Raw genomic sequence first — 16,678 nt, forward strand, 5'->3', positions numbered from 1 at the left:
GCCGTTTTCAGATGTAGTAGATGAAGCGGTCCTGCTTCCATCGGAAAAAGAGGGCGCCGATGAGCAGCGTGAGCAGCGACGCGGCCAGACAGATCAGGTTGAGATGCAGCGTGGGAAGCTGGCCGTCGAGAATGATGTTCCGGGCATAGGTGATGTAGTAATACATCGGGTTAAGCTTCATGAGAGGCATCATAAACCAGTGGTATTTGCTGTTTTGAATGGTGTCGATCGAATAGATGATTGGCGTCATATACATCCACATGGTGATGACCACGCTGTAAATATAGAACATGTCCCGGAAAAAGACCGTGATAGCCGACAGGAACAGCGCCACGCCCATGGCGAAAATAATGACATAGATCATGTCCAGCGGCAGGAAAACATGCAGCCAGGTGACCTGCACCGGCTGGAAGAAAAGAATGACATAGAGCGCCACCAGCGAAAACACGAAGTTGATGGCGCTGGAAAGCACCTTGGAAAGCGGGAAGATATATTTGGGCATGTAGACCTTGGTGATGAGGTTGAAATTGTTGACCACCGCGCCCATGGCCAGACTGGTCGCCTCGGAAAAATAGTTCCAGAACAACAAGCCCGAAAGCAGGAAGACCGGGTAGCTCTTGATGGTGCTGTTGCCCCGCAGCTGCATGACTCCCTCAAAAACGACCGTCAGCACGATCATGGTAAGCAGCGGGTTGAGCACGCTCCAAAGCACGCCCAAAATCGACCGCTTGTATTTCACCTTGAAATCACGGATGACCAGCTGCTGCAACAGATAGGAATATTTTTTAAAATTTTTTAAAGTTTTCAGCATGACACACTCCAACAGTCTGCAAAAACTGTTTTCAGAAAGCCGAGACGGCCGTTTCAGCGGTTCTGGTACATTTTTTCGTAGTAATCCTGATAATCGCCCGCGAGGATGGTCTGCCACCAGTCCTTGTGCTCCAGATACCACGCGACGGTCACCTTGATGCCCTCGTCGAACCGGTAGGTCGGCTGCCAGCCGAGCTCGGTCTCGATCTTGGTCGGGTCGATGGCATAACGCCGGTCATGCCCCTTGCGGTCGGTCACATAGGTGATGAGGCTCTCGGGTTTGCCAAGCTCGCGCAGCACGGTCTTCACCACGTCGAGATTGCTGCGCTCGTTGTGCCCGCCCACATTGTAAACTTCGCCCACTTTACCTTTGCGCAGCACCAGATCGATGGCGGAGCAGTGGTCGCCCACATACAGCCAGTCGCGCACGTTTGCGCCCGTGCCATAAACCGGGATGGTCTGATCGTCCAGCGCGCGGGTGATGATGAGCGGAATGAGTTTTTCGGGGAAATGATAGGGACCGTAGTTATTGGAGCAGCGCGTGATGGTCACGGGCAGGCCGAACGTGCGGTGGTAGGCCAGCGCCAGCAGGTCGGCGCCCGCTTTGGAGGAAGAATAGGGAGAAGAGGTGTGAAGCGGCGTCTCCTCGGTGAACATCAGGTCCGGGCGGTCGAGCGGCAGGTCGCCGTAGACCTCATCGGTAGAGATCTGATGGTAGCGCTGCACACCGACTTCACGGCTGGCGTCCATCAGAACGCCGGTGCCGAGAATATTGGTCTGGAGAAAAATGCCCGGGTTCTCAATGGAACGGTCTACATGCGACTCGGCTGCGAAGTTGACGACCATGTCCGGTTTTTCTTTCCGGAACAGGTCGAATACGAACGCGCGGTCGGCGATGTCGCCTTTGACAAACCGGAAATGGGGGTTCTTCATCGCGCCGTCCAGCGTCTGCAGATTGCCCGCGTAGGTCAGCAAATCCAGGCAGAGGATCTCATCCTCCGGATGGTTCTCCAGCATATAGTACACGAAGTTGGAACCGATGAAACCGGCCCCGCCCGTCACCAGAATCTTCATACATTTTCTCCTTTATTTTTACGCCGGGTAAGTGAAATTGCAGTCGCTGTCCGCAAGCAGGGGCGCACCGAGGTCTTTCTTGGAAAGGATGGGGGCTTTTATGCCCCAGTTCACACCGATGGCCGGGTCGTCGAACCGGATGCTGCGGTCGCAGTCGGGCGCGTAATATTCATCTACCTTATACTGCACTTCCACGTCGTCGGTAAGCGTGACGAACCCGTGCGCGAAGCCCGCCGGGATGAACAACTGCCGCTTGTTTTCGGCGCTCAGTTCCACCGCCACCCATTTGGTGTAGTTGGGCGAGCCTTTGCGGATATCCACCGCCACATCCAGAATTGCGCCGTGGGTGCAGCGCAGCAGCTTGGACTGGGCCTTGGGGTGCATCTGGAAATGCAGCCCGCGCAGCGTGCCCTTCTGGGCGCTGAACGACTGGTTGTCCTGCACAAAATCCACCGTGACGCCAAGCGGCGCGAGCTTTTCCTTGGAATAGGTCTCCATGAACCATCCCCGGTTGTCGCCAAACACCCGCGGCTCCACGATGAGCACGCCGTCGAGCTCCGTTTTGATTACGTTCATAAGGACACTTCCCTTTCTATTCTCTGCAACTGTATCAGTATGACAAAATTCCCATCAAAAATCAATCTTTCCGGCCTGATAATCGAAATATTCCCGCAATGCGTCTTGCCAGTCCGCCGGGCGGTAGCCGGTGACGGCTGCGATCTTGTCCTTGGAAAGCACCGAATAGGCCGGGCGGTGCGCCGGACGGACAAATTCCTCGGATGTCACGTCCTTCACGTTCACTTCCACGCCGGCCAGCCGGAATATCTCGCGCGCAAAGCCGTTCCACGACACCACACCCTCGCAGGTGGCATGGAAAATGCCGGTGGATTTGCAGGCGACAACGGCGTCGATCATGCGGATGAGTTCAAATGTGGAAGTCGGGTTGCCCACCTGGTCGGTCACCACGCCAACCTCGCCTTTTTCGGCCAGCTTGAGCATGGTCTTCACGAAATTGTTGCCATGAGGCCCGTAAAGCCACGCCGTGCGCAGGATGGCGCTGTTGGGGCAGAGCGCCTGGACATGCCGCTCACCCGAGAGCTTGGACGCGCCGTAGACGTTCTGCGGATCGGGGCTATCGGTTTCCACATACGGGCGGCTGCCGTCCCCGGCGAATACATAGTCGGTGGAAATGTGCACCAGATGCGCGCCCACGCGGGCGGCCGCCAGCGCCACCAGCCCCGCGCCGTAGGCGTTGACCCGGTAGGCCTGCTCCGCCTGCGACTCGCAGCCGTCCACATTGGTCATGGCCGCGCAGTTGAGCACTGCGTCGGGCTTCACGGCCAGAATCGCTCCGTTTACCCGAATGGGATCGGTGACGTCCATATCGGCCGTTTTAAAAGCGGATACGTCGTATTTCTTTGAAAAATAGGAAACCGCATCGGTGCCAAGCTGCCCGTCGGCAGCAATAATCAGCATACGCATGGTAAGACCCCCGTCTTTCGTCATTTTTTCAGGGAACCGCTGATTGAATGGAGATTGCATGTCTGGACAAGACCATTTTTCGTTCGGCAAGGACAACAGCGCATGAATACTTGCCGTATCGGAGCATTTTGGACGCAGTCCGGACAGAAAAGCGGCCGTTCAGACACACGCTCGGCATCAATCAGCGGTTCCTGAGCTTCAATGTATGCAACGCCTGCTTGAGCAGGCATTCGCAGGTGCCAAGCGCCGTGGCCGCGCGCAGCGCAAACAGAGCGGCGGAACCGGCGCGCCGGTAGACCTTGTGATAATAGAAACGGCTGCGCTGCATGATGCGGTATTTCCGCAGGGAGACTGCGGCGGAAACCCCCTCGAGGTGGCGGTAGGTACAATCGGTGCAGACGGCTTCGCCCAGGCCGATGCGCCGCAGCTTTTCGCCCAGGATATCCTCCTCATAAAAGAGGAAGGAACGCTCGTCGAAATACCCGCAGGCCTTAAACGCGTTCGCCCGGATGAAAAAGCACGCGCCCGCCGCGCAGTCCACCCGCACAAACGACCGCTCATTCCAATACGACGGCGGATAGGCTTCGCGCCGCATGCCAAGCGTGCGCGCCAGAATGCCGGAACTGTAGGCCAGATCGCCGCGCACGGTGCGCCTGCGCCAGCCGGGCAGGTCGTGCGGAGTGCCGTCGCCGCGCAGCATGCGCGGGGCGGCGAGCGCCAGCTCCGGGTGTGTCCGCAGCAGGCGAACACACCGTGCGACAGCGTCCGCGTCGATGAGAATATCGGGATTGGCGATCAGGAAAATTTCAGGCAGGCCACATTGGGATTCTACGGCGGAAATTCCAAGATTATTCCCTTTGGAATAGCCGTCGTTGGCTGTTTGCAGAAACAGGACGCCGCTTTCTTTCAGCGGCTCCTCCCGCCCCGTGAGCCCCCCGGTCTCGGAGTTGTCCACCACGCAGATGGGGCCGACCTCCGCGCAGCCGCGCAGGGTGCGCACCAGCCGCAGCGCATTGGCGTTGTCCTTATGGTTGAGGATGACCGCCGCGACGCGGCCCGCCGGCGCCGTCATGCGTCTGCAAGCGAGAGCAGGTATTTGCCGTAATCAGTCTTTTTCAGGGACTCGCCGGCCGCCCGCATGTCTTCACGGCCGATGAAGCCCTTGGTGTAAGCGATCTCTTCCAGGCAGGCGATGTAGAGCCCCTGGCGGGTCTGCACGGCTTCCACGAAATTGGCCGCCTGCAGCAGGCCCTGGCAGGTGCCGGTATCCAGCCACGCCACGCCGCGCCCGAACAGCTTGACCTTCAGCCTGCCGCGCTCCAGATAGGCGTTGTTTATGCTGGTGATCTCGATCTCGCCGCGCGCGGAGGGCTTGACCGCCTTGGCGATCTCCACCACCTGGTTGTCATAGAAATACAGGCCAGGCACCGCATAATTGGACTTCGGCTTTTCCGGTTTTTCTTCAATGGAAAGCACGTTGCCCTGCGCGTCGAAATCGACCACGCCGAACGCCTTGGGGTGCTTGACATAGCAGCCGAACACCACCGCGCCGTCCTGCACGGCGGAAGCTTCCTGCAGCAACTGCGTGAGGCCCGCGCCGTAGAAGAAATTGTCGCCCAGCACCAGGCAGACGCTGTCGCCGCCGATGAACGACTCGCCCACGATGAAGGCATCCGCCAGCCCGCGGGGCTGATCTTGCACGGCGTATTCAAACCGCACGCCGAACTGCGCGCCGTCTCCCAGCAGGCTCTCGAACAGCGGCAGGTCACGCGGGGTGGAGATGATGAGAATATCCCGGATACCCGCCAGCATGAGCACCGAAAGCGGATAATAGATCAAAGGCTTGTCATAAATCGGCAGGAGCTGTTTCGACACCGCCTTGGTGATGGGATAAAGCCTCGTACCGGAGCCTCCCGCCAGAATGATACCTTTCACAAAGATGCCTCCATTTCAAAATCAATACGTAAATTTCCGCTTTTTGCGGAACGAGGATTTCATCAAACGGTATGCCTTGTTGAGCAGCGCCTTGGTGAAGGCCGTGCGCAAAAACAGGAAGCGCGTGCGCCGCAGCAGGCGCAGGTAGGCGTTTTCGCCCATCATAGCATAAAGCGCTGCGTCGTTCTTCTGCAGCCATGCGTCAAACCGGCGGGCGCGCCAGCCGCCGCGCTTGAGGTCGGGGTCATAAAACGCGGCGATCATGTACTGGGTAAAACACAGCTTGCGCAGCACGCTATAGGCATACGCCCTGCGCACCGCGTCGAGCGGCTTGTCCCGCACAAAGGCGACCATGCGCTTGACCACCCGCTCATGGTCGCCGTACCGGCGCACAAAACTGTCCACCGCGATGGACTGCGACGCGCGCCCCACCGCATAGCGGTAGACGACGGCGTCCAGAAACGCCACTGTATGGACATACGGGACGGGCAGCAAGCCATATTCCACATCCACATAGAACGTATGCTCCTGCAGACGGATATCGTGCTGCCGGAGAATCTCGGTGCGAATGGTGATGGAATGGATGCCGAAATACATCCCGTTCTCCACCGGCAGGTCCGCGAACGTGTAGACGCGCCCGAACTCCACGCCCTCAAAGCGCATCGGCTCGGGGTGGGCGGGATCGTTCGCCGGCACCTTTTCATAATGCGCCAGCACCAGATCGGCCTGCGTAACGTGCAGGCAGTCGAGCAGGCGCGCAAAACCGTCGGCAGCCAGCGTATCGTCTCCGTCCACCACTTTGAAATACCGCCCCACTGCGGCCGTGATTCCCGTGTTCACCGCGCCGCCGTGCCCTTTGTTCTGCTGCGTGATCACGCGCACACTGTCGGGATACCGCGCGGCGAACGTGTTTGCGAGCGCGGCCGTGCCGTCGGTGGAGCCGTCGTCCACCACGATGATGTCGAGCAGCGGCAGCAGCGACGGCAGGCACAGCGAGCACAGCGTGTTCCCCAGTGTTTGCTCCACATTATAGGATGGGACCGCGATGCTGAGCAGTTTCAAGCAAGCCCTTCTTTCTTTCCGCCGCGGCATCCCTCCCGGCCGGGCGGGCCGGATATCCTCCGCGGGATCGTTTCCGGAAAAGGCATCACATCCCTCGGCGGGAAATCCTTTCGTTTTACAAGGAATTATTGTATCATAGAAGTACCGTTCTGTTCAATACCCCGTGTGTTTTACACGGATGTCGGCGCCCGAAACGGGCCGGCGGAAAGGAAGCGCCATGCCTGCGGTCAGCATCATCGTCCCGGTCTACAACGCGGAAAAGACCCTGCCGCGCTGCGTGGATTCCCTGTTGAACCAGTCGCTGCGTGATTTGGAGTTGATTCTGGTGGACGACGGTTCCACCGACACGAGCCTGTCCCTCTGCGACACATTCGCCGCAAAAGACCCGCGCGTGCGCGTGCTGCACACGGCCAACGCCGGACCGGCCGCTGCGCGCAACGCGGGACTGGGCGCTGCCACCGGGAAGTTCATCGGCTTTGCGGATGCGGACGACCGGGCGGAACCCGGCATGTTCACCGAATTGCACGGGTGCGCGCTGGAAACAGAAGCGGATCTTGTCGTCTGCGACTATTTCGCGGACAGGCCCGGCCGCGCGGAGATCCGCAAGCCGTTCGCCGGAGGCAGCCGCGTGTTTGAAGAAGTAGACATCCGCGCGCGCATCCTGCCCTATTTTTTTGGGTACGCGCCGGGTGAACTGGCCGCTTTCGCGGACTGCTGCCCATTCGCGGACGCGCGCTCCTATGTGTGGTGCTGCCTCTATCGCGCGGCGCTGCTCAAAACGAACGGCATCCGCTTCCCAAACGAAAAACTCTATTATACGGAGGATAATCTGTTCAATTTGCTGGTGACGGCGCGCGCTGCGCGCATCACCTATCTCGCGCGGCCGCTCTACCACTATGTGGAACAGGCCGAAACCTTTACAGGTCGCTTCCAACCGGCATATTTCGACTGCCGGCTGCGCAAATACGCGTTTCTTTCAACACTTGCTTCACAGGAAAGATTAGATGTGCAGGCGCCCACGCGCCTGCCCCGCAAGATTTGCGCAGAAACGCCCACCCTTTTGAATTATTATGCCGCAAACGCGCCGTCTTTTTCAAAAAAATACCAATTTGTTTCCATAATCCTGCATCACCCGGTCATCGCGCAGGCACTGGAGGCAGTGCCTTCCTCCGAGTGGCCCGCCGGGCGGCTGGGCGCCACCCTCACGTTTGCAAAGCGAAAGCAGGCGCTGCCCGTCGTGCTCGCCTGCCTGGGGCAGAAAGCCCTGCGCGCGCTGAAAACATAAAACGCTTTTATTTGGCCAGTCCGGCAAACCCGTCCATGCCGAAAAACACCGCGCCGATGAGAATGGCGACGATGCCGATGAGTTTCTGCTTCGTGAACTTTTCTTTCAAAATGAGCCGCGAGAACACCATCGACCACACATAGGTGATGGCGGACATGGGATAGACCACCGAATACGGCAGCTGCTTGAGCACGAGAATGTTGGCTACGGCGCCGGCCAGATAGAACAGCACGCCGATATAAACGAATTTGCTTTTGGCGATCTCCCAGATGGTGGCGCCGCTGGTGCTGCGCTTGAAGAAAAAACCGCCGAGCGACCCAAGCAGTGTCATGCCCAGGATGCCGCCGACGCAGGACAACACGAAAATCATACCGTTATGCATCTCCGACCCCCACCATCGTCACACCGAACAGGATAAACAGCAGCCCGATGATTTTGTAAACGTCGATCGTTTCCCCCAGAAGCCCCACGCTGATGACCATGCCGAAAATATACCCCAGGCTGAGCATGGGGTGCAAAACGGAAAAGCTGCCGTAGCGGAACGCCAGGATCATGGTGAGCGCACCGAACCCGTAAAAGACGAACCCGATGAACATCAGCAACAGGTTGGAACCGTGGGACGCCTTCCAGAAATACTGACCGAACGCCGTAAAGGCCGCCGAAAGCGTCATGATAGCCATGCCGACCTTGTTTTTTTGCAGGGAAACCAGGAAGCGGTTGTCCATTTTTTCACCCAGACTTTCATATTGCAAAAGCCGCGCCGCAGCGGCCCCGCAGTTTTTGGAATCTCCAACAGAGCATGTCAAGTATATCGCCGCGGTGTGTTTTTTGCAAGACGGTTTGGTGAGAAAGATGTGCCCGTTTCGTGAATTTCTACGCAAAATCGACGGCATCCGCCCGCGCCGGAGCGGCTTTGCATTCCCCCGATCCGCAATTTTACAAGAAAGCATCGGAAATCATCTTGAAAAGCGGGCTTTCATGTTGTAAAATTTGAAAGGACTGCGGACAGAATGCCGCCGCACAGGGAGGAAACACAGATTGCTCCATATCGCGCTCATAGAACCTGAGATCCCGCAGAACACGGGCAACGTCGCGCGCACCTGCGCGGCCACCGGCGCCCATCTGCATCTGGTGAAGCCGCTCGGCTTTGCCATTGACGACGCCAAACTCAAGCGCGCCGGGCTGGATTACTGGCACCTGCTGAATATCACCTATTATGAAAACCTGGCGGATTTCCTGCGCCGCGCGCCCGGCCCGTGCTTCTTCTTTTCCTCCAAAGCGCCCCGCTCCTATACGGACGTGCACTATCCGCCGGACGCCTGCCTGGTGTTCGGCAAGGAAACGGCCGGGCTCCCGGAGGAACTGCTGCTCGCGCACGAGGACAGCGCCGTGCGCCTGCCCATCCGGGCGGAAGCGCGCTGCCTCAACCTTTCAAACGCGGTGGCCGTGGGCGCCTATGAAGCGCTGCGCCAATGGGATTTTTCCGGCCTGCGCGCGGACGGCGAGCTCACGCGGCACACCTGGAGCGGGTACCCGCCCGCCCCGTGAACGCGCGTCGCTTTTCCGCAAGTTTCCTTTTCTCTGTGCAAACCTCTTGAAAAACCCTCCGCCTTCGTTTAAAATAGGAGAGGTTGATTGTTTTTTATTTAACAATTAAACTGTATCCCGATGATGAAGGTAAATTTAATAATCAGGGAGTGCTAATTGATGACTTACAACAAGAAAACCATCGAAGACGTAGATGTGGCGGGCAAACGTGTGTTTGCCCGCATGGACTTCAATGTGCCCCTCGATGCCAACGGCAACATTACCGACGACAAGCGCATCACCGCTTCGCTGCCCACCATCGAATACCTGTTGAACCACGGCGCCAAAGTGGTGCTTTCCTCTCACCTGGGCCGCCCGAAGGGAGAATTCAACCCGAAATATTCCCTCGCACCGGTCGCCAAACGCCTGAGCGAGCTGCTCGGCAAAGAAGTCAAGATCGCAAAAGACGTCATCGGGGATGACGCCAAAGCGCTGGCCGCGAACCTGAAAGACGGCGAGGCCATGCTGCTTGAGAACGTGCGCTTCCACAAAGAAGAAGAAAAGAACGATCCCGAATTTGCCAAAGCGCTGGCCGGCTACGGCGAGATTTTCGTCAACGACGCGTTCGGCACCGCCCACCGCGCTCATGCGTCTACCGAGGGCGTGTCCCACTTCATTCCGGTCTCCGTTGCCGGCTTCCTTATCGGCAAAGAGCTCTCCGTGATGGGCAAGGCGCTGGACGACCCGAAACGCCCGTTCATCGCCATCCTCGGCGGCGCAAAAGTCTCCGATAAGATCGCCGTCATCAAAAACCTCATTGAGAAGGTCGATACCCTCATCGTAGGCGGCGGCATGGCCTACACCTTCATGAAGGCGCAGGGCCACCACATCGGCAACTCCCTTTGCGAGGAAGACAAACTGGATCTGGCCAACGAGCTGATGGCCGCCGCCAAAGCCAAGGGCATCAAGTTCCTGCTGCCGGTGGACAACCGCGTGGGCGACAAATACGATCCGGACTGCGAGAAGCAGGTTGTGGATTCCGATGAGATCCCCAACGGCTGGATGGGTCTGGACATCGGCCCGGCCTCTGAGAAACTGTTCTCGAATGCCATCGCCGGCGCCGGCACCGTGGTTTGGAACGGCCCGCTGGGCGTGAGCGAATGGGATTACTTCGCCGCCGGCACCCGCGCCGTCGCCACTGCGATCGCCAACTCCGGCGCCATCTCCATCATCGGCGGCGGCGACTCCGCCGCGGCCATCGAGAAACTGGGCTTTGCCGATAAGATGACCCACATCTCCACCGGCGGCGGCGCCTCCCTCGAGTTCCTCGAAGGCAAGGTTCTGCCCGGCATCGCCTGCCTCAACGACAAATAAAAAAACCGCATATCCGCGCCGCACAGCCTGCGGCGCGCCTGATAAATCGCAGACAGGTGACAAAGGCGGCGACGGCGTGCAGCCGCGCCGCCTTTGTCCGTACATTTGGAGGAATGGAAATTATGAGCCGTAAAACCGTCATCGCCGGCAACTGGAAAATGAACAAGACCCCGGATGAAGCCGCCGCCCTCATCAATGAGATGAAACCCGCCGCCGACAAAGCCGCCTGCGACGTGGTGCTCTGCGTACCGTATGTGGACCTGCCCGCCGCCGTGGAAGCCGCCAAAGGCTCCAAGATCAGCATCGGCGCCGAAAACGTGCACTGGGAAGAAAGCGGTGCCTTCACCGGCGAGATTTCCGCGCCCATGCTGAACGCACTGGGCGTGCAATACGCCATCGTGGGCCACAGTGAACGCCGCCAGTATTTCGGCGAAACCAACGAAACCGTTAACAAGCGCACCGCCGCCGCCCTGGCGCACGGCCTGACCGTGCTGCTGTGCGTTGGCGAAACGCTGGAAGAGCGTGAAAAAGGCATCACCTTCGATGTCATCGCCATCCAGCTCAAAGTGGCGCTGGCCGGCATTTCCGCCGAAGCGTTCAAAAACGTCATCATCGCCTATGAGCCGGTCTGGGCCATCGGCACCGGCAAGACCGCTACGGCGGAGCAGGCCAACGAGGTCAACAAGTTCATCCGCGACACCGTCGCCGCGCTCTATGGCAAAGAAGCCGCCGAGGAGACCACCGTGCAGTACGGCGGCTCCATGAACGCCAAAAATGCCGCGGAGCTGCTCGCCAAACCCGACGTAGACGGCGGTCTGATCGGCGGCGCGTCGCTGAAACCGGCCGATTTCGCCGTGATCCTGGAAGCGGCTTCCAAATAAGACAGCCCGCAAACCGCACGGCATCAGCCTTGGCTGAAAGGGGTAGTACAGCATTATGAAAAAACCGTTGGCTCTCATCATCATGGACGGCTTCGGCATGAACCCGTCCGACTACGGCAACGCGATTGCGGCGGCCAAAAAGCCAAATCTCGATCAATATTTCAAGGAATTTCCGAACACCCAGATCGGCGCTTCCGGCATGGCCGTGGGCCTGCCCGAAGGCCAGATGGGCAACAGCGAGGTCGGCCACACAAACATCGGCGCGGGCCGTGTCGTCTACCAAGAACTTACCCGCATCACCAAGTGCATCCAGGACGGCGACTTCTTTAAAAACGAGGCGTTCAAAGCCGCGGTGGAGAACGCCAAAACGCACGGCAGCGCCCTGCACCTGATGGGCCTGCTTTCCGACGGCGGCGTGCACAGCCACAACGAGCATCTGTACGGCCTGATCGATCTGGCCAAACGTGCCGGGCTGACCAAGGTGTATGTCCACGCGTTTCTGGACGGCCGCGACGTGCCGCCCAGCTCCGCTAAGAAATACATCACCGCTCTGGAAAACAAGCTGAGCGAAGCCGGCGTGGGCAAGATCGCCACGCTGGCTGGCCGCTACTACGCGATGGACCGCGACAACCGCTGGGAGCGCGTCGCCAAAGCGTATAACGCCATTGTAAGCGGCGAAGGCGTGCAGGCCGCTTCCGCGGCTGCCGCGGTCGACGCCTCTTACGCCGCCAACAAAACCGACGAATTCGTCGAGCCGGTGGTCGTGGACGCGGCAGGCGCCATCGGAGAAAACGACTCCGTCATCTTCTTCAATTTCCGTCCGGACCGCGCGCGGGAGATCACCCGCACCATCGTGGACCCCGCTTTCGACGGCTTTGCGCGCAAGAAGGGCTTCTTCCCCACCTTCTTCGTCACGATGACGCAGTACGACGCCACCATGCCCAACGTGGACGTGGCATTCAAACCGCAGACGCTGCACAACACGTTTGGCGAATACATCAGCGACAAGGGCCTGACCCAGTTGCGCATCGCGGAAACCGAAAAATACGCGCATGTCACGTTCTTCTTCAACGGCGGCGTTGAAAAAGTCTATCCGGGTGAGGAACGTGTGCTCATCCAGTCCCCGAAGGTGGCCACCTATGACCTTCAGCCCGAAATGAGCGAGCCGGAAGTCACCGAAAAAGTGGTTGCCAACATCGAGAGCGGCAAATTTGACGTCATCATCCTCAACTTTGCCAACTGCGACATGGTCGGCCACACCGGCGTGTTTGACGCGGCTGTCAAAGCAGTGGAAGCTGTGGACGACGGCGTGGGCAAAGTGGTGGATGCCGTCGCCAAAATGGGCGGCACCGCCCTCATCACCGCCGACCACGGCAATGCCGACCAGTTGAAAGCCGAGGACGGTTCCCCCTTCACCGCACACACCACCCGTCCGGTGCCGTTCATTGTGATCGGCCAGGGCGACGTGAATCTGCGCGAGGGTGGCAAACTGGCCGACATCGCCCCCACCATGCTGAAAATTCTCGGCCTGCCGGTTCCGGCGGAAATGACCGGCGAATCCCTGATCGCCGACTGATTGACATGCAGCCGCAAGCCTGATTTTTAAAAAAGCCATCCTGCGCACCGTATCGGCAAAGCTGATGCGTACGCCGGATGGTTTTTTTCTGAGGGCCATCCCAAAGATCAGGCGAAGGAGAAAGGTATACTTGCCGTATTCCGGCCGGTAAAAACGCCGGACTGCAGAAAAAGCCATTGCTTTTGCGGTTTTTATTTCGGGGACAGGCTCTCAATACGCGGTATCAGTTCCCGCCCAGAAACAGGCTGACGGTCAACACGCTCATGATCAGCCCCGTAAAATCCGCCGCCAGAGCCGCCGGCAGCGTATGCCGGGTTTTGGAAACACGCACCGAGCCGTAATAGACGGCGATGGTATAAAAAGTGGTTTCGCTGGACCCCTGCAAAACCGACGCCACCCTGCCCACAAAACTGTCCGGCCCGCTTTTCTGCAGGATATTCTGATAGAGCGAAAGCGAACCGCTGCCGGAGATGGAACGCATCAGCGCCAGGGGCACCACATCACCGGGCATGTGCAGCATGCTCCACATCGGCGCAAGCGCCTGTGTAAGCAACGCAAACGCGCCGGACGCATTGAGCATGGCAATCGCGGTCATCAGACCGATGAGCGCCGGTATGATGCTGACCGTAATGGGAATGCCCTCTTTGGCACCCTGCAAAAACACGTCGAACACGTTCTGTTTCCGGATCAGCCCGGCGAGCACGATGAGTACGATCACCAGCGGGACGATGACCGCGCCCAGACTAGCCATGCCGTTTTTCCTTTCCCCCCAACGCATAAGCAAAACCAATGCCGACCGCAAGGCTGACCAACGCGGAGATCCAGGTGCAGGGCAAAATATCAAAGGGGTTAGCGGAACCGAAGCGGATGCGGATTGCAGCCGTAGTCGTTGGAATAAGCTGGAGTGCCGCGGTGTTGATGACGACAAACATGGCCATAGAATTGCTCGCCGTGCCTTTCCGCGGCGCCACGGCGGCCATTTCCCGCATCGCCCGCAGCCCGAGCGGCGTGGCGGCATTGCCAAGACCCAATAAATTGGCCGTCATGTTCATGCAGACAGCCTGCATCCCTTCCCCACGCGGCGGCAGGTCCGGAAACAGGCGGCGTGTCAGCGGAAGAAACAGGCGCGCCAGCACCCGGGTTACACCGGCGCTTTCCGCGATCTTCATCAATCCGTTCCAGAGGCAGATCACGCCAAGCAGGGTGACGCAGAGCAGCACCGCGTCCTGCGCCCCTTTGATGGCCGCCTGCGACACCGCGCCGATCCGGCCCGTCGCCAGCCCAACCACCACCGACAAAAGCACCATGCCCGACCACACCCATTTCATCATATCGCTCACTCCTGTCCCGGAAGGCCGCGCCGTTTGAATCCCAACCCCCGTTTTGCAACTTCTTATGCATATTCCGGATCCGCAGATATGAAATTTTCGCAGGGGTCTGTATGATATTTACATTTTTGATATTAACTATTAATTTATAGATAATTATGTATATTTATGGATTATTATTACTGTAATTATTTAGAAACAAATCTTGAATTTACTATTATATTAAAGTATTTTCCTTTTTATCCCCCTTATCCTATTGACAAATAATGCAAAATGGGATATATTAAGACAGGCAGTTGCAGTGAGAGACAAAATATGACAGTTTTGGAGGTAGCATTCCATGAAATCAACAGGCATTGTTCGGAGAGTGGACGAGCTTGGCAGAATTGTTCTGCCGATCGAGCTTCGCCGCACACTTGAGATCTCCGAAAAAGATGCGCTTGAGATTTACGTGGACGGAGATGCAGTGGTTCTGAAAAAATACGAACCGTCTTGCATTTTTTGTGGAAACGCAAAGGACGTCGTAAATTTCAAAGGCAGAAACATTTGTCCCGCTTGTATCAAAGAATTGGCCGGGAAATAACAACTACATATTGGCAGTTCAAAAGATGCCTTTCCTGATGTCAGGAAAGGCATTTTTTGATTGGTTTTTCAGCAGCCGTCATTTTTGGGGCGGCGCAGGCCCGCAAAAAAGTCTTGCAGCAGCCTGCGGCAGTCTTCTTCCAGCACACCGCCCATCACCGCCGGGTGATGGTTGAACGGGCAGGAAAACAGATCGATCACCGACCCGGACGCCCCTGCCTTGGGATCATACGCCCCGAACACGACCGTATCCACACGCGCATTGATGATGGCCCCTGCGCACATGGGGCAAGGTTCCAGCGTGACATACAGGGTGCATCCGGATAAGCGCCAGCTGCCCAGCGCCGCGCAGGCCGCACGGATCGCCTCGGCTTCTGCATGCGCAAGCGCGTTATGGTCGGTTTCCCGGCGGTTTCGGCCCACGGCCAGGGCCGCACCGTCTTTCACAATGACCGCGCCGATGGGCACTTCCCCTTCACGCCCGGCACGCTCCGCCTGCTCCAGCGCAAGGCGCATCCATGTTTCGTGCATGCTGCCCGTGTTCACCGTCATGTCAGCCGCAGCCCTGCAATGCACAGAAGAATGAACAAAACCGTAAAGACGAGCATACCCGGGGTTAGGAACACCTTTTTAAACAAAAACGACAGGGGAAGACGCGTGTGCATGGCGCGTGCAAACCGCTCGCGAACAGACTGCCGACTGCGCAAGACCAGCACCGTGGAAACCGCAATGGCCAACAGTGTGACGCCCAGCCCCAAATAAAGCAGGTTGGCAACGGCTGTGCCCGCCTGAATTTCCACATAATTCACCAGTGTGGAGACCAGATTGACGCATGCGTGCATCAGGACGGTCGCCCAGATCGATTCAAACCGGACGACAAAATACCCGAACGCCAGCCCAACCAGGAATGCCAGCGGAAATTGCGCCAGATTGCCGTGCATCATGGCAAACAGGAGGGAAGAAAGCAGGATGGCAAATCCGTTTCCGTAAGGGCGAAGGGATTGCAGAATCACGCCGCGGAAAATAAATTCCTCGCAAACCGGCGCCAGTGCGCAGAAAAACAGGATATACAGAACGATCAGACCGGGCTGTGTGGGCGGCGTCATGTCCGGCGCGGAGATGCGCAGATGCAAAAACCCCAGAAACAGGTCGATATAGATCGAGACCAGAGCCGAAACAAAGGCAAGGGCCAGTGAAATGACCAGCGCCACAGGCAGCCGCCGTTTTTCGTGTATCGGGCCGACCGGCACGATCGCAAACGGATTTTTTTTCAGGCAAAACGTGAGCAGGATGAACGGCACGAACATATAGGCGAAATAGCAGACCATGTTCTGCAACAGCGAGGGAGCCGTATCGTATTGCTGAAATGCCCGGAAATGGTTCTGAAGATCGGCCAGCGTGAAACCTCCCTGCCAGAGGGTCTGGATGACGCCGCCGATGGCCACCAGGATGAACACCACCGCCGCCGCAACCAACTGCTGGGTCGCCAGGGAAAACCCGATGATGCTGGACATGCCGCGCAGCCTGCGCGTATCCTGCAACGCATGCTCTGCCTGCGGCGACGGCAGGTCCAGTTCTTCTATCAACGACCAGCGGGATGATTTCCGCACAACTCCGTCTCCTTTTTCTTTCCGTCTCGGCCTATCCATTCGTCCCGGCGCGCCTGCCGGTCCGCTCGTTTTGGTAATTGCATGGGCTTGTCCGTTCCAAACAAACATATGACCGGCAGCCCGCTTTACGGGCCACCCACGGCCGTGGGCGC

Annotated in this window: 19 protein-coding genes; 6 read left to right on the forward strand and 13 right to left on the reverse strand. The window is 58.2% G+C overall.

Annotated elements, in window-relative coordinates; genetic code table 11:
* Positions 1–7: 7 nt before the first annotated feature.
* The 7 genes from ETHHA_RS07740 to ETHHA_RS07770 all read right to left on the reverse strand — a co-directional run bounded on the left by ETHHA_RS07740 (position 8) and on the right by ETHHA_RS07770 (position 6,363).
* Complete coding sequence (locus ETHHA_RS07740; RefSeq protein ID WP_013485427.1) at positions 8–811, reverse strand: ABC transporter permease; 804 nt, start codon at positions 809–811, stop codon at positions 8–10.
* A 53-nt stretch (positions 812–864) separates the two neighbouring features.
* The gene (gene rfbB / locus ETHHA_RS07745) at positions 865–1,884 is read right to left on the reverse strand and encodes a dTDP-glucose 4,6-dehydratase (protein ID WP_013485428.1); all 1,020 of its coding nucleotides are present in this window, start codon (positions 1,882–1,884) and stop codon (positions 865–867) included.
* Positions 1,885–1,902: 18 nt separating this feature from the next.
* Positions 1,903–2,460 carry a dTDP-4-dehydrorhamnose 3,5-epimerase gene (gene rfbC, locus ETHHA_RS07750; RefSeq protein WP_013485429.1) on the reverse strand — a complete coding sequence of 186 codons (558 nt, stop codon included), beginning with the start codon at positions 2,458–2,460 and terminating at the stop codon, positions 1,903–1,905.
* 54 nt (positions 2,461–2,514) lie between these two features.
* Positions 2,515–3,366 (reverse strand): dTDP-4-dehydrorhamnose reductase, encoded by an 852-nt coding sequence (gene rfbD / locus ETHHA_RS07755; protein WP_013485430.1) that lies wholly within the window; start codon positions 3,364–3,366, stop codon positions 2,515–2,517.
* A 181-nt stretch (positions 3,367–3,547) separates the two neighbouring features.
* Positions 3,548–4,438 carry a glycosyltransferase family 2 protein gene (locus tag ETHHA_RS07760; protein WP_013485431.1) on the reverse strand — a complete coding sequence of 297 codons (891 nt, stop codon included), beginning with the start codon at positions 4,436–4,438 and terminating at the stop codon, positions 3,548–3,550.
* On the reverse strand, positions 4,435–5,301 hold the full coding sequence (gene rfbA, locus ETHHA_RS07765) for a glucose-1-phosphate thymidylyltransferase RfbA (protein WP_013485432.1): 867 nt from the start codon (positions 5,299–5,301) through the stop codon (positions 4,435–4,437). Before rfbA ends, ETHHA_RS07760 begins: the two co-directional genes overlap by 4 nt.
* 21 nt (positions 5,302–5,322) lie before the next feature.
* Positions 5,323–6,363, reverse strand: coding sequence for a glycosyltransferase family 2 protein (locus ETHHA_RS07770; RefSeq protein WP_013485433.1), 1,041 nt, complete (start codon positions 6,361–6,363; stop codon positions 5,323–5,325).
* Positions 6,364–6,580: 217 nt separating this feature from the next.
* Here ETHHA_RS07770 and ETHHA_RS14580 point away from each other — a divergent pair, with 217 nt between their 5' ends.
* A complete protein-coding gene (locus ETHHA_RS14580; protein ID WP_013485434.1) occupies positions 6,581–7,648 on the forward strand; it encodes a glycosyltransferase family 2 protein in 1,068 nt (355 codons plus the stop codon).
* 7 nt (positions 7,649–7,655) lie between these two features.
* Here the strand turns inward: ETHHA_RS14580 and ETHHA_RS07780 are convergent, their stop codons facing one another.
* Both ETHHA_RS07780 and ETHHA_RS07785 read right to left on the reverse strand, forming a co-directional pair.
* Positions 7,656–8,018 (reverse strand): EamA family transporter, encoded by a 363-nt coding sequence (locus ETHHA_RS07780; RefSeq protein WP_013485435.1) that lies wholly within the window; start codon positions 8,016–8,018, stop codon positions 7,656–7,658.
* A gap of 4 nt (positions 8,019–8,022) precedes the next feature.
* Positions 8,023–8,373: an EamA family transporter gene (locus ETHHA_RS07785; protein WP_013485436.1), complete on the reverse strand. Its 351-nt coding sequence runs from the start codon at positions 8,371–8,373 to the stop codon at positions 8,023–8,025.
* 313 nt (positions 8,374–8,686) lie between these two features.
* Here ETHHA_RS07785 and ETHHA_RS07795 point away from each other — a divergent pair, with 313 nt between their 5' ends.
* The 4 genes from ETHHA_RS07795 (at position 8,687) to gpmI (ending at position 13,006) form a co-directional block, all read left to right on the forward strand.
* Entirely contained in the window at positions 8,687–9,196 is a 510-nt protein-coding gene (locus ETHHA_RS07795) for a tRNA (cytidine(34)-2'-O)-methyltransferase (protein ID WP_013485437.1), read from the forward strand.
* 159 nt (positions 9,197–9,355) lie between these two features.
* On the forward strand, positions 9,356–10,549 hold the full coding sequence (locus ETHHA_RS07800) for a phosphoglycerate kinase (RefSeq protein ID WP_013485438.1): 1,194 nt from the start codon (positions 9,356–9,358) through the stop codon (positions 10,547–10,549).
* A gap of 113 nt (positions 10,550–10,662) precedes the next feature.
* Positions 10,663–11,430 (forward strand): triose-phosphate isomerase, encoded by a 768-nt coding sequence (tpiA, locus tag ETHHA_RS07805; protein ID WP_041686777.1) that lies wholly within the window; start codon positions 10,663–10,665, stop codon positions 11,428–11,430.
* 55 nt (positions 11,431–11,485) lie between these two features.
* Positions 11,486–13,006 carry a 2,3-bisphosphoglycerate-independent phosphoglycerate mutase gene (gpmI, locus tag ETHHA_RS07810; RefSeq protein WP_013485440.1) on the forward strand — a complete coding sequence of 507 codons (1,521 nt, stop codon included), beginning with the start codon at positions 11,486–11,488 and terminating at the stop codon, positions 13,004–13,006.
* A 223-nt stretch (positions 13,007–13,229) separates the two neighbouring features.
* On the opposite strand, the gene ETHHA_RS07815 is transcribed toward gpmI, so the two are convergent.
* Positions 13,230–13,757, reverse strand: a complete 528-nt coding sequence (locus tag ETHHA_RS07815) for a spore maturation protein (RefSeq protein WP_013485441.1) — start codon at positions 13,755–13,757, stop codon at positions 13,230–13,232.
* Positions 13,750–14,337: a nucleoside recognition domain-containing protein gene (locus ETHHA_RS07820; RefSeq protein WP_013485442.1), complete on the reverse strand. Its 588-nt coding sequence runs from the start codon at positions 14,335–14,337 to the stop codon at positions 13,750–13,752. Before ETHHA_RS07820 ends, ETHHA_RS07815 begins: the two co-directional genes overlap by 8 nt.
* A 337-nt stretch (positions 14,338–14,674) precedes the next feature.
* On the opposite strand from ETHHA_RS07820, the gene ETHHA_RS07825 reads away from it, so the two are divergent.
* Entirely contained in the window at positions 14,675–14,917 is a 243-nt protein-coding gene (locus ETHHA_RS07825; protein ID WP_013485443.1) for an AbrB/MazE/SpoVT family DNA-binding domain-containing protein, read from the forward strand.
* A gap of 68 nt (positions 14,918–14,985) precedes the next feature.
* Here the strand turns inward: ETHHA_RS07825 and tadA are convergent, their stop codons facing one another.
* Positions 14,986–15,468, reverse strand: a complete 483-nt coding sequence (tadA, locus tag ETHHA_RS07830) for a tRNA adenosine(34) deaminase TadA (RefSeq protein WP_013485444.1) — start codon at positions 15,466–15,468, stop codon at positions 14,986–14,988.
* Positions 15,465–16,526, reverse strand: coding sequence for a CPBP family intramembrane glutamic endopeptidase (locus ETHHA_RS07835; protein ID WP_013485445.1), 1,062 nt, complete (start codon positions 16,524–16,526; stop codon positions 15,465–15,467). Before ETHHA_RS07835 ends, tadA begins: the two co-directional genes overlap by 4 nt.
* Between the last annotated feature and the right edge of the window lie 152 nt (positions 16,527–16,678).

The sequence above is a fragment of the Ethanoligenens harbinense YUAN-3 genome, assembly GCF_000178115.2.
In the GTDB taxonomy this organism is placed as follows: Bacteria; Bacillota; Clostridia; order Oscillospirales; family Ethanoligenentaceae; genus Ethanoligenens; species Ethanoligenens harbinense.

Coding starts and splice junctions, on each gene's coding strand:
- ETHHA_RS07740 (WP_013485427.1), bottom strand. CDS start 811: ATGCTGAAAACTTTAAAAAATTTTAAAAAATATTCCTATCTGTTGCAG.
- rfbB (WP_013485428.1), bottom strand. CDS start 1,884: ATGAAGATTCTGGTGACGGGCGGGGCCGGTTTCATCGGTTCCAACTTC.
- rfbC (WP_013485429.1), bottom strand. CDS start 2,460: ATGAACGTAATCAAAACGGAGCTCGACGGCGTGCTCATCGTGGAGCCG.
- rfbD (WP_013485430.1), bottom strand. CDS start 3,366: ATGCGTATGCTGATTATTGCTGCCGACGGGCAGCTTGGCACCGATGCG.
- ETHHA_RS07760 (WP_013485431.1), bottom strand. CDS start 4,438: ATGACGGCGCCGGCGGGCCGCGTCGCGGCGGTCATCCTCAACCATAAG.
- ETHHA_RS14580 (WP_013485434.1), top strand. CDS start 6,581: ATGCCTGCGGTCAGCATCATCGTCCCGGTCTACAACGCGGAAAAGACC.
- ETHHA_RS07780 (WP_013485435.1), bottom strand. CDS start 8,018: ATGATTTTCGTGTTGTCCTGCGTCGGCGGCATCCTGGGCATGACACTG.
- ETHHA_RS07785 (WP_013485436.1), bottom strand. CDS start 8,373: ATGGACAACCGCTTCCTGGTTTCCCTGCAAAAAAACAAGGTCGGCATG.
- ETHHA_RS07800 (WP_013485438.1), top strand. CDS start 9,356: ATGACTTACAACAAGAAAACCATCGAAGACGTAGATGTGGCGGGCAAA.
- tpiA (WP_041686777.1), top strand. CDS start 10,663: ATGGAAATTATGAGCCGTAAAACCGTCATCGCCGGCAACTGGAAAATG.
- gpmI (WP_013485440.1), top strand. CDS start 11,486: ATGAAAAAACCGTTGGCTCTCATCATCATGGACGGCTTCGGCATGAAC.
- ETHHA_RS07815 (WP_013485441.1), bottom strand. CDS start 13,757: ATGGCTAGTCTGGGCGCGGTCATCGTCCCGCTGGTGATCGTACTCATC.
- ETHHA_RS07820 (WP_013485442.1), bottom strand. CDS start 14,337: ATGATGAAATGGGTGTGGTCGGGCATGGTGCTTTTGTCGGTGGTGGTT.
- ETHHA_RS07825 (WP_013485443.1), top strand. CDS start 14,675: ATGAAATCAACAGGCATTGTTCGGAGAGTGGACGAGCTTGGCAGAATT.
- tadA (WP_013485444.1), bottom strand. CDS start 15,468: ATGACGGTGAACACGGGCAGCATGCACGAAACATGGATGCGCCTTGCG.